The following is a 9,247-nucleotide window of genomic DNA, read 5'->3' as shown; positions in this document are numbered from 1 at the left end:
CCCCGTAACCTGTCGGATCACCGGAAAGGACCCGTAAAGTGATAATGATTATCATCTACATATCACAACGTGCGTGGAGGCCATCAAACCACGTCAAATAATCAATTATGACGCAGGTATCGTATTAATTGATCTGCATCAACTTAACGTAAAAACAACTTCAGACAATACAAATCAGCGACACTGAATACGGGGCAACCTCATGTCAACGAAGAACAGAACCCGCAGAACAACAACCCGCAACATCCGCTTTCCTAACCAAATGATTGAACAAATTAACATCGCTCTTGAGCAAAAAGGGTCCGGGAATTTCTCAGCCTGGGTCATTGAAGCCTGCCGTCGGAGACTAACGTCAGAAAAGAGAGCATATACATCAATTAAAAGTGATGAAGAATGAACATCCCGCGTTCTTCCCTCCGAACAGGACGATATTGTAAATTCACTTAATTACGAGGGCATTGCAGTAATTGAGTTGCAGTTTTACCACTTTCCTGACAGTGACAGACTGCGTGTTGGCTCTGTCACAGACTAAATAGTTTGAATGATTAGCAGTTATGGTGATCAGTCAACCACCAGGGAATAATCCTTCATATTATTATCGTGCTTCACCAACGCTGCCTCAATTGCTCTGAATGCTTCCAGAGACACCTTATGTTCTATACATGCAATTACAACATCAGGGTAACTCATAGAAATGGTGCTATTAAGCATATTTTTTACACGAATCAGATCCACGGAGGGATCATCAGCAGATTGTTCTTTATTCATTTTGTCGCTCCATGCGCTTGCTCTTCATCTAGCGGTTAAAATATTACTTCAAATCTTTCTGTATGAAGATTTGAGCACGTTGGCCTTACATACATCTGTCGGTTGTATTTCCCTCCAGAATGCCAGCAGGACCGCACTTTGTTACGCAACCAATACTATTAAGTGAAAACATTCCTAATATTTGACATAAATCATCAACAAAACACAAGGAGGTCAGACCAGATTGAAACGATAAAAACGATAATGCAAACTACGCGCCCTCGTATCACATGGAAGGTTTTACCAATGGCTCAGGTTGCCATTTTTAAAGAAATATTCGATCAAGTGCGAAAAGATTTAGACTGTGAATTGTTTTATTCTGAACTAAAACGTCACAACGTCTCACATTATATTTACTATCTAGCCACAGATAATATTCACATCGTGTTAGAAAACGATAACACCGTGTTAATAAAAGGACTTAAAAAGGTTGTAAATGTTAAATTCTCAAGAAACACGCATCTTATAGAAACGTCCTATGATAGGTTGAAATCAAGAGAAATCACATTTCAGCAATACAGGGAAAATCTTGCTAAAGCAGGAGTTTTCCGATGGGTTACAAATATCCATGAACATAAAAGATATTACTATACCTTTGATAATTCATTACTATTTACTGAGAGCATTCAGAACACTACACAAATCTTTCCACGCTAAATCATAACGTCCGGTTTCTTCCGTGTCAGCACCGGGGCGTTGGCATAATGCAATACGTGTACGCGCTAAACCCTGTGTGCATCGTTTTAATTATTCCCGGACACTCCCGCAGAGAAGTTCCCCGTCAGGGCTGTGGACATAGTTAATCCGGGAATACAATGACGATTCATCGCACCTGACATACATTAATAAATATTAACAATATGAAATTTCAACTCATTGTTTAGGGTTTGTTTAATTTTCTACACATACGATTCTGCGAACTTCAAAAAGCATCGGGAATAACACCATGAAAAAAATGCTACTCGCTACTGCGCTGGCCCTGCTTATTACAGGATGTGCTCAACAGACGTTTACTGTTCAAAACAAACCGGCAGCAGTAGCACCAAAGGAAACCATCACCCATCATTTCTTCGTTTCTGGAATTGGGCAGAAGAAAACTGTCGATGCAGCCAAAATTTGTGGCGGCGCAGAAAATGTTGTTAAAACAGAAACCCAGCAAACATTCGTAAATGGATTGCTCGGTTTTATTACTTTAGGCATTTATACTCCGCTGGAAGCGCGTGTGTATTGCTCACAATAATTGCATGAGTTGCCCATCGATATGGGCAACTCTATCTGCACTGCTCATTAATATACTTCTGGGTTCCTTCCAGTTGTTTTTGCATAGTGATCAGCCTCTCTCTGAGGGTGAAATAATCCCGTTCAGCGGTGTCTGCCAGTCGGGGGGAGGCTGCATTATCCACGCCGGAGGCGGTGGTGGCTTCACGCACTGACTGACAGACTGCTTTGATGTGCAACCGACGACGACCAGCGGCAACATCATCACGCAGAGCATCATTTTCAGCTTTAGCATCAGCTAACTCCTTCGTGTATTTTGCATCGAGCGCAGCAACATCACGCTGACGCATCTGCATGTCAGTAATTGCCGCGTTCGCCAGCTTCAGTTCTCTGGCATTTTTGTCGCGCTGGGCTTTGTAGGTAATGGCGTTATCACGGTAATGATTAACAGCCCATGACAGGCAGACGATGATGCAGATAACCAGAGCGGAGATAATCGCGGTGACTCTGCTCATACATCAATCTCTCTGACCGTTCCGCCCGCTTCTTTGAATTTTGCAATCAGGCTGTCAGCCTTATGCTCGAACTGACCATAACCAGCGCCCGGCAGTGAAGCCCAGATATTGCTGCAACGGTCGATTGCCTGACGGATATCACCACGATCAATCATAGGTAAAGCGCCACGCTCCTTAATCTGCTGCAATGCCACAGCGTCCTGACTTTTCGGAGAGAAGTCTTTCAGGCCAAGCTGCTTGCGGTAGGCATCCCACCAACGGGAAAGAAGCTGGTAGCGTCCGGCGCCTGTTGATTTGAGTTTTGGGTTTAGCGTGACAAGTTTGCGAGGGTGATCGGAGTAATCAGTAAATAGCTCTCCGCCTACAATGACGTCATAACCATGATTTCTGGTTTTCTGACGTCCGTTATCAGTTCCCTCCGACCACGCCAGCATATCGAGGAACGCCTTACGTTGATTATTGATTTCTACCATCTTCTACTCCGGCTTTTTTAGCAGCGAAGCGTTTGATAAGCGAACCAATCGAGTCAGTACCGATGTAGCCGATAAACACGCTCGTTATATAAGCGAGATTGCTACTTAGTCCGGCGAAGTCGAGAAGGTCACGAATGAACTAGGCGATAATGGCGCACATCGTTGCGTCGATTACTGTTTTTGTAAACGCACCGCCATTATATCTGCCGCGAAGGTACGCCATTGCAAACGCAAGGATTGCCCCGATGCCTTGTTCCTTTGCCGCGAGAATGGCGGCCAACAGGTCATGTTTTTCTGGCATCTTCATGTCTTACCCCCAATAAGGGGATTTGCTCTATTTAATTAGGAATAAGGTCGATTACTGATAGAACAAATCCAGGCTACTGTGTTTAGTAATCAGATTTGTTCGTGACCGATATGCACGGGCAAAACGGCAGGAGGTTGTTAGCGCGACCTCCTGCCACCCGCTTTCACGAAGGTCATGTGTAAAAGGCCGCAGCGTAACTATTACTAATGAATTCAGGACAGACAGTGGCTACGGCTCAGTTTGGGTTGTGCTGTTGCTGGGCGGCGATGACGCCTGTACGCATTTGGTGATCCGGTTCTGCTTCCGGTATTCGCTTAATTCAGCACAACGGAAAGAGCACTGGCTAACCAGGCTCGCCGACTCTTCACGATTATCGACTCAATGCTCTTACCTGTTGTGCAGATATAAAAAATCCCGAAACCGTTATGCAGGCTCTAACTATTACCTGCGAACTGTTTCGGGATTGCATTTTGCAGACCTCTCTGCCTGCGATGGTTGGAGTTCCAGACGATACGTCGAAGTGACCAACTAGGCGGAATCGGTAGTAAGCGCCGCCTCTTTTCATCTCACTACCACAACGAGCGAATTAACCCATCGTTGAGTCAAATTTACCCAATTTTATTCAATAAGTCAATATCATGCCGTTAATATGTTGCCATCCGTGGCAATCATGCTGCTAACGTGTGACCGCATTCAAAATGTTGTCTGCGATTGACTCTTCTTTGTGGCATTGCACCACCAGAGCGTCATACAGCGGCTTAACAGTGCGTGACCAGGTGGGTTGGGTAAGGTTTGGGATTAGCATCGTCACAGCGCGATATGCTGCGCTTGCTGGCATCCTTGAATAGCCGACGCCTTTGCATCTTCCGCACTCTTTCTCGACAACTCTCCCCCACAGCTCTGTTTTGGCAATATCAACCGCACGGCCTGTACCATGGCAATCTCTGCATCTTGCCCCCGGCGTCGCGGCACTACGGCAATAATCCGCATAAGCGAATGTTGCGAGCACTTGCAGTACCTTTGCCTTAGTATTTCCTTCAAGCTTTGCCACACCACGGTATTTCCCCGATACCTTGTGTGCAAATTGCATCAGATAGTTGATAGCCTTTTGTTTGTCGTTCTGGCTGAGTTCGTGCTTACCGCAGAATGCAGCCATACCGAATCCGGCTTGTGATTGCGCCATCCCCATAGCAGCCATCACATCAGTACCGGAAAGAGAGTCAGAAGCCGTGGCCCGTGGTGAGTCGCTCATCATCGGGCTTTTTGGCGAATGAAATTTAGCTACGCTTTCGAGTCTCATGCGCCTTCTCCCTGTACCTGAATCAATGTTAGGTTTCCGCAGAACACTGCGCCGGTATCGATATACATTTGGTTGGCAAACTTGAGTGGTTTCACTGCTGGCGTATGACCAAAGATGAACGTGTCCGCGCCTTTGATTTCTTTCACGATCCCGTTTTGTGAGTTGCTGATTCGTTCGCGGTTCCAGATTACCTGCTGATGATCAACTGGCTTTCCAAACTCGTATTCGTCAAAGGGATAATCGGCGTGGCAGATAACATATTTTTTATCTTTGCTCACCAGTTCGATGATTAACGGAAGTTCATCTGCTTTATGGGCAAGAGCTTTAGCCAGAATTTCTTTGTCGTAATCGAGATTAAAGAACCAGCCACCGCCATTAAGCAGCCAGTGATTAACGTTTCCACGCTCTGATAAGCCATCAATCATCATTTGCTCATGGTTTCCACGTACAGCTCTGAACCAGGGGAATGTGATTAATTCCAGGCATTCAACGTTCTCTGCACCACGATCAACCAAATCGCCCACCGAGATAAGCAGGTCTTTTTTGTTGTCGAATCCAATCGTATCCAGTTTGTTCATCAGGTTCGTGTAGCATCCGTGCAGATCGCCAACTACCCAAATATTTCGGTATTTGCTGCCATCAATTTTTTCGTAATAGCGCATCTCTTTCACTCCATCCGCGATGAACCATGAGAACGTCGTTGACGATGGCGTGCATTTTCCCGTCTTTATCATCAACGTATTTTCTGACCGTACCGCGACTACATTTCAGTCTGCGTGCTACTTCTGTCTGATTTCCGTATGTTTCAACGAGCATGTCTGGAATGGTTTTTACTGAGAACGTCATGCGGCCTCACTTCTGCTATTTCGCAGGTCTTTGAGTTTCTGTTGGTACTCTGCCTTGATCGCCTTGCACTCTTCGATAGTCCAGCGATGGCGGTTATGGTTTGATTCGATTTCGTCTACTGCTTCCTGCCCGATGCGGCTAATCAGTTCGACGCGATACGGAACGAGATTTCCGCTTTTGTGCTGGTTGCACACCACGCATTGCTTGTGAATATTGCGTTCATTAAATCGGAGTTGAGGTGCCGCAGCAGTTGTCCGGTAATGTCCGGCATCCCACTGAGCAGACGTGAGCGTTCCGCACGAGATACATGGTAAGTCGCGGTCTCTTTCTCTGATGAAGGCGTTTACGGCTTGTTGGGCTTGTTTAATCCAGTAACTGCGGGGCTTTAAGGCGAGTTTTCGAATCTTAAGTTTATCTTTCTGTTTCTGCTCCTCTCGTCGTCGTTTCTTCTCTGCTGCTTTTTCCGCTTTTTCGCGTTCTTTACTTCGTCGTTCGAGTGCTATCTTGGTTCCACACTCTGGAGAGCACCACCACTGATTAGCGAATGCAGGGTGAAACCATTCCCGGCATTCATCGTTTTTACATCGTCTTCGCGCTGGTTTAGCCATCATCTTCTTCCTCGTGCATCGAGCTATTCGGATCGCTCATCAGTTCTGCGCAGCAGTGCTCACACACGTGAACTTCCAGCACATGCAGCTTCTGACCGCAGTTAGCGCACGTTAAAGCTCGCTCGACGCTTTCTTGTTCGTAACTTCGATTTTGGTCAATCACCTTGTTTTCCTCGCACGACGTCTTAGCCACCGGATATCCCACAGGTGAGCCGTGTAGTTGAAGGTTTTTACGTCAGATTCTTTTGGGATTGGCTTGGGTTTATTTCTGGTGCGTTTCGTTGGAAGGTATTTGCAGTTTTCGCAGATTATGTCGGTGATACTTCGTCGCTGTCTCGCCACACGTCCTCCTTTTCCTGCGGTAGTGGTAACACCCCTGTTGGTGTTCTTTCACACCGGAGACACCATCGATTCCAGTAAGGTTGATTTGGTCGGAAGCGGTTATCTTCTTTGCATTCACCGCACCGATAACATCGCATCATGCAGCTTCCCTCCCGAAGTCGAAATCAAGCTGCCCTCCAAATATTTCGCATGACTCAGAACAAGAGCCGGTATCGAATCTTTTAGCTCGTACCATGTCCTGATACAGGGCTTGATAATCATTTTCTGAATACATTTTCGCGATACCGTCCAGCGACATTCTTCCTCGGTACATAATCTCCTTTGGCGTTTCCCGATGTCCGTCACGCACATGGGATCCCGTGATGACCTCATTAAAAACACGCTGCAATCCCTCCTCATCTTTGCAGGCAAGTCCGATTTTTTGCGTTGATTTTTTAATGCAGAATATGCAGTTACCGAGATGTTCCGGTATTTGCAAATCGAATGGTTGTTGCTTCCACCATGCGAGGATATCTTCCTTCTCAAAGTCTGACAGTTCAGCAAGATATCTGATTCCAGGCTTTGGCTTTAGCCGCTTCGGTTCATCAGCTCTGATGCCAATCCACGTGGTGTAATTCCCTCGCCCGAAATGGTCATCACAGTATTTGGTGAAGGGAACGAGTTTTAATCTGTCAGTGCAGAACGCGCCGCCGACGTATGGAGTGCCATATTTCTTTACCATATCGATAAATGGCTTCAGAACAGGCATTCGCGTCTGAATATCCTTTGGTTCCCATACCGTATAACCATTTGGCTGTCCAAGCTCCGGGTTGATATCAACCTGCAATACGGTGAGCGGTATATCCCAGAACTTCACAACTTCCCTGACAAACCGATATGTCATTGGATGTTCACAACCTGTATCCATGAAAACGTAATGCACGTCTTTACCTGCCCGTCGCTTTTGCTCCATTAGCCAGAGCAAATATGCTGACGTCCTGCCACCGGAGAAACTAACGACATTTATCATGCAGCCCTGTCTCCCCATCTCGCTTTCCACTCCAGAGCCAGTCTCGCTTCGTCTGACCACTTAACGCCACGCTCTGTACCGAATGCCTGTATAAGCTCTAATAGCTCCGCAAATTCGCCTACACGCATCCTGCTGGTTGACTGGCCTATTACCACAAAGCCATTCCCGGCAAGGTTAGGAACAACATCCTGCTGCTTTAATGCTGCGGTAAACACACACTTCCAGCTTTCTGCATCCAGCCAGCGACCATGCCATTCAACCTGACGAGAGACGTCACCTAAGCAGGCCCATAGCTTCCTGTTTTGGTCTAAGCTGCGGTTGCGTTCCTGAATGGTTACTACGATTGGTTTGGTTGGGTCTGGAAGGATTTGCTGTACTGCGTGAATAGCGTTTTGCTGATGTGCTGGAGATCGAATTTCAAAGGTTAGTTTTTTCATGACTTCCCTCTCCCCCAAATAAAAAGGCCTGCGATTACCAGCAGGCCTGTTATTAGCTCAGTAATGTAGATGGTCATCTTTTAACTCCATATACCGCCAATACCCGTTTCATCGCGGCACTCTGGCGACACTCCTTAAAAACCAGGTTCGTGCTCATCTTTCCTTCCCGTTCTTCCCTGGTAGCAAACCGGTAATACACCGTTCGCCAGACCTTACCTTCGATAACCAGAAGACCTGCCCGTGCCATTTTAGCCGCGGCCTGATTTATGCTGGTTACTGTTGCGCCTGTTAGCGCGGCAACGTCCGGCGCACAGAAGCTATTATGCGTCCCCAGGTAATGAATAATTGCCTCTTTGCCCGTCATACACTTGCTCCTTTCAGTCCGAACTTAGCTTTGATTTCTGCGATCTTCGCCAGAGCCTGTGCACGATTTAGAGGTCTACCGCCCATGACAGGAAGTTGTTTTACTGGTTCAGGGATCGCCTCACCACGGTTAATTCTCGCAGTCATATGGACAAGCTCATCTGCGGCCTTACGGCGTAATTCCGCATCAGTAAGCGCATTGGCCCGCATGTTCTGATACAGGTTGGTAACCAGCCAGTAGTGCGCGTTTGATTTCCACGGATAAGACTCCGCATCCGGATACAGGCCTCGCTTCCGGCAATACTCGTAAACCATATCAACCAGCTCGCTGACGTTTGGCAGTCCGGCGGTAACGGATGCTTCTTCCCGGCACCATGCAACAAACTGCCCGGGTGATGGCAGAAATGGTCGATTCTGCCGACGGGCTACGCGCATTCCTGCGTTAACCTGTTCCATCGTGGTGATCCCGTTTTCCCGAAAAGCCAGAACCCACTGGCGACGGATTTCGTTCACTTCGTTCTGGTCACGGTTAGCCAGGCTCGCCGGGAAAGTTGCCAGTAACTGGCTGAACACACCGTTGATGATCTGCGCTACCTGCTGTACCTGCGGCTTTTCGTCGTACTGTTCCGGCATGTTGTTGGCGATCCGACGCATCTGCTCACGGTCAAAGTTAACCATCTGTGCGGCGATGTTTTTCATAGATCCACCCCGTAAATCCAGTCTGTGTTTGTCAGGTCGAGTTTTGGTTTGCTGGCTGTCACGCCTGCCTGTTGCTTGTTACGGTTGATTTCGAGTTGGGTCCACTTATCGCGGAGTTTGGCCGGGCTCAGCACGTTACCGGACCAGAAGTTGTCCTGGCATGCCCAGCGGAACAGCACACACATGTCGCGGTGGTTACGTCCGTCACGTTCACGCATCAGGCGGATATCGTTAGCCCACCCAGCAAAATTCGGTTTTCTGGCTGATGGTGCGATAGTCTTCACCATGTCAAACATCCACTCTGCGGCGGTCAGGTCTTCTGC

17 protein-coding genes and 2 pseudogenes are annotated in these 9,247 nt (G+C 47.4%); 3 read left to right on the top strand and 16 right to left on the bottom strand.

Translation table 11 applies throughout. From position 1 onward, the window contains the following. Window positions 1-202 precede the first annotated feature (202 nt). The gene (locus J5M58_RS25385; RefSeq protein ID WP_001421937.1) at window positions 203-397 is read left to right on the top strand and encodes a YlcI/YnfO family protein; all 195 of its coding nucleotides are present in this window, start codon (window positions 203-205) and stop codon (window positions 395-397) included. A 164-nt stretch (window positions 398-561) separates the two neighbouring features. Here the strand turns inward: J5M58_RS25385 and ybcW are convergent, their stop codons facing one another. Then, on the bottom strand, window positions 562-768 hold the full coding sequence (ybcW, locus tag J5M58_RS25380) for a protein YbcW (RefSeq protein WP_001031427.1): 207 nt from the start codon (window positions 766-768) through the stop codon (window positions 562-564). 243 nt (window positions 769-1,011) lie between these two features. On the opposite strand from ybcW, the gene J5M58_RS25375 reads away from it, so the two are divergent. Further along, entirely contained in the window at window positions 1,012-1,464 is a 453-nt protein-coding gene (locus tag J5M58_RS25375) for a DUF1398 domain-containing protein (protein ID WP_223248938.1), read from the top strand. A 289-nt stretch (window positions 1,465-1,753) separates the two neighbouring features. After that, a complete protein-coding gene (gene bor, locus J5M58_RS25370; RefSeq protein ID WP_000738492.1) occupies window positions 1,754-2,047 on the top strand; it encodes a serum resistance lipoprotein Bor in 294 nt (97 codons plus the stop codon). Window positions 2,048-2,078: 31 nt separating this feature from the next. Here the strand turns inward: bor and rzpD are convergent, their stop codons facing one another. The 15 genes and pseudogenes from rzpD to J5M58_RS25290 all read right to left on the bottom strand — a co-directional run. Then, complete coding sequence (gene rzpD, locus J5M58_RS25365; RefSeq protein WP_000092275.1) at window positions 2,079-2,540, bottom strand: prophage endopeptidase RzpD; 462 nt, start codon at window positions 2,538-2,540, stop codon at window positions 2,079-2,081. Then, window positions 2,537-3,013 carry a glycoside hydrolase family protein gene (locus tag J5M58_RS25360; RefSeq protein WP_000229403.1) on the bottom strand — a complete coding sequence of 159 codons (477 nt, stop codon included), beginning with the start codon at window positions 3,011-3,013 and terminating at the stop codon, window positions 2,537-2,539. Before J5M58_RS25360 ends, rzpD begins: the two co-directional genes overlap by 4 nt. Then, window positions 2,997-3,314: pseudogene (locus J5M58_RS28105) on the bottom strand (phage holin, lambda family). Before J5M58_RS28105 ends, J5M58_RS25360 begins: the two are co-directional and overlap by 17 nt. A gap of 682 nt (window positions 3,315-3,996) precedes the next feature. Then, complete coding sequence (locus J5M58_RS25345) at window positions 3,997-4,620, bottom strand: antitermination protein (RefSeq protein WP_001235459.1); 624 nt, start codon at window positions 4,618-4,620, stop codon at window positions 3,997-3,999. Next, entirely contained in the window at window positions 4,617-5,282 is a 666-nt protein-coding gene (locus tag J5M58_RS25340; protein ID WP_001271136.1) for a serine/threonine protein phosphatase, read from the bottom strand. The genes J5M58_RS25345 and J5M58_RS25340 overlap by 4 nt, the downstream gene beginning before the upstream one ends. Further along, window positions 5,260-5,466: a phage NinH family protein gene (locus J5M58_RS25335; RefSeq protein WP_002901791.1), complete on the bottom strand. Its 207-nt coding sequence runs from the start codon at window positions 5,464-5,466 to the stop codon at window positions 5,260-5,262. Before J5M58_RS25335 ends, J5M58_RS25340 begins: the two co-directional genes overlap by 23 nt. Then, the gene (locus J5M58_RS25330; protein ID WP_001108044.1) at window positions 5,463-6,074 is read right to left on the bottom strand and encodes a recombination protein NinG; all 612 of its coding nucleotides are present in this window, start codon (window positions 6,072-6,074) and stop codon (window positions 5,463-5,465) included. The genes J5M58_RS25335 and J5M58_RS25330 overlap by 4 nt, the downstream gene beginning before the upstream one ends. After that, window positions 6,067-6,237 carry a protein NinF gene (locus J5M58_RS28490; RefSeq protein ID WP_000566997.1) on the bottom strand — a complete coding sequence of 57 codons (171 nt, stop codon included), beginning with the start codon at window positions 6,235-6,237 and terminating at the stop codon, window positions 6,067-6,069. The genes J5M58_RS25330 and J5M58_RS28490 overlap by 8 nt, the downstream gene beginning before the upstream one ends. Continuing rightward, entirely contained in the window at window positions 6,234-6,416 is a 183-nt protein-coding gene (locus J5M58_RS25320) for a NinE family protein (protein ID WP_000113775.1), read from the bottom strand. Before J5M58_RS25320 ends, J5M58_RS28490 begins: the two co-directional genes overlap by 4 nt. Beyond that, window positions 6,383-6,553 carry a protein NinD gene (ninD, locus tag J5M58_RS25315; protein WP_223368622.1) on the bottom strand — a complete coding sequence of 57 codons (171 nt, stop codon included), beginning with the start codon at window positions 6,551-6,553 and terminating at the stop codon, window positions 6,383-6,385. The genes J5M58_RS25320 and ninD overlap by 34 nt, the downstream gene beginning before the upstream one ends. After that, a complete protein-coding gene (locus tag J5M58_RS25310) occupies window positions 6,553-7,425 on the bottom strand; it encodes a phosphoadenosine phosphosulfate reductase family protein (RefSeq protein WP_000611491.1) in 873 nt (290 codons plus the stop codon). Before J5M58_RS25310 ends, ninD begins: the two co-directional genes overlap by 1 nt. Continuing rightward, window positions 7,422-7,862, bottom strand: a complete 441-nt coding sequence (locus J5M58_RS25305) for a recombination protein NinB (RefSeq protein WP_000736903.1) — start codon at window positions 7,860-7,862, stop codon at window positions 7,422-7,424. Before J5M58_RS25305 ends, J5M58_RS25310 begins: the two co-directional genes overlap by 4 nt. Before the next feature lie 73 nt (window positions 7,863-7,935). Continuing rightward, a complete protein-coding gene (locus tag J5M58_RS25300; RefSeq protein ID WP_000145933.1) occupies window positions 7,936-8,226 on the bottom strand; it encodes a protein ren in 291 nt (96 codons plus the stop codon). Continuing rightward, window positions 8,223-8,924, bottom strand: a complete 702-nt coding sequence (locus J5M58_RS25295; RefSeq protein WP_000788910.1) for a replication protein P — start codon at window positions 8,922-8,924, stop codon at window positions 8,223-8,225. Before J5M58_RS25295 ends, J5M58_RS25300 begins: the two co-directional genes overlap by 4 nt. Further along, a pseudogene (locus J5M58_RS25290) lies at window positions 8,921-9,247 on the bottom strand (Replication protein O); the annotation flags it as partial. The gene J5M58_RS25295 and the pseudogene J5M58_RS25290, both read right to left, overlap by 4 nt.

It is taken from the genome of Pseudomonas sp. 32_A (assembly GCF_017490905.1).
In the GTDB taxonomy this organism is placed as follows: domain Bacteria; phylum Pseudomonadota; class Gammaproteobacteria; order Pseudomonadales; family Pseudomonadaceae; genus Aquipseudomonas; species Aquipseudomonas inefficax.
The sequence above is the reverse complement of the archived record's forward strand: the minus strand, read 5'-3'. Positions and strand labels throughout refer to the sequence as shown.

What these genes read in the sequence shown, in the direction of transcription:
- J5M58_RS25340 (WP_001271136.1), bottom strand. Translation starts at nt 5,282, where the DNA reads ATGCGCTATTACGAAAAAATTGATGGCAGCAAATACCGAAATATTTGG.
- J5M58_RS25310 (WP_000611491.1), bottom strand. Translation starts at nt 7,425, where the DNA reads ATGATAAATGTCGTTAGTTTCTCCGGTGGCAGGACGTCAGCATATTTG.
- ybcW (WP_001031427.1), bottom strand. Translation starts at nt 768, where the DNA reads ATGAATAAAGAACAATCTGCTGATGATCCCTCCGTGGATCTGATTCGT.
- ninD (WP_223368622.1), bottom strand. Translation starts at nt 6,553, where the DNA reads ATGCGATGTTATCGGTGCGGTGAATGCAAAGAAGATAACCGCTTCCGA.
- rzpD (WP_000092275.1), bottom strand. Translation starts at nt 2,540, where the DNA reads ATGAGCAGAGTCACCGCGATTATCTCCGCTCTGGTTATCTGCATCATC.
- J5M58_RS25375 (WP_223248938.1), top strand. Translation starts at nt 1,012, where the DNA reads ATGCAAACTACGCGCCCTCGTATCACATGGAAGGTTTTACCAATGGCT.
- J5M58_RS25300 (WP_000145933.1), bottom strand. Translation starts at nt 8,226, where the DNA reads ATGACGGGCAAAGAGGCAATTATTCATTACCTGGGGACGCATAATAGC.
- J5M58_RS25295 (WP_000788910.1), bottom strand. Translation starts at nt 8,924, where the DNA reads ATGAAAAACATCGCCGCACAGATGGTTAACTTTGACCGTGAGCAGATG.
- bor (WP_000738492.1), top strand. Translation starts at nt 1,754, where the DNA reads ATGAAAAAAATGCTACTCGCTACTGCGCTGGCCCTGCTTATTACAGGA.
- J5M58_RS25345 (WP_001235459.1), bottom strand. Translation starts at nt 4,620, where the DNA reads ATGAGACTCGAAAGCGTAGCTAAATTTCATTCGCCAAAAAGCCCGATG.
- J5M58_RS25385 (WP_001421937.1), top strand. Translation starts at nt 203, where the DNA reads ATGTCAACGAAGAACAGAACCCGCAGAACAACAACCCGCAACATCCGC.
- J5M58_RS25305 (WP_000736903.1), bottom strand. Translation starts at nt 7,862, where the DNA reads ATGAAAAAACTAACCTTTGAAATTCGATCTCCAGCACATCAGCAAAAC.
- J5M58_RS25330 (WP_001108044.1), bottom strand. Translation starts at nt 6,074, where the DNA reads ATGGCTAAACCAGCGCGAAGACGATGTAAAAACGATGAATGCCGGGAA.
- J5M58_RS25335 (WP_002901791.1), bottom strand. Translation starts at nt 5,466, where the DNA reads ATGACGTTCTCAGTAAAAACCATTCCAGACATGCTCGTTGAAACATAC.
- J5M58_RS25360 (WP_000229403.1), bottom strand. Translation starts at nt 3,013, where the DNA reads ATGGTAGAAATCAATAATCAACGTAAGGCGTTCCTCGATATGCTGGCG.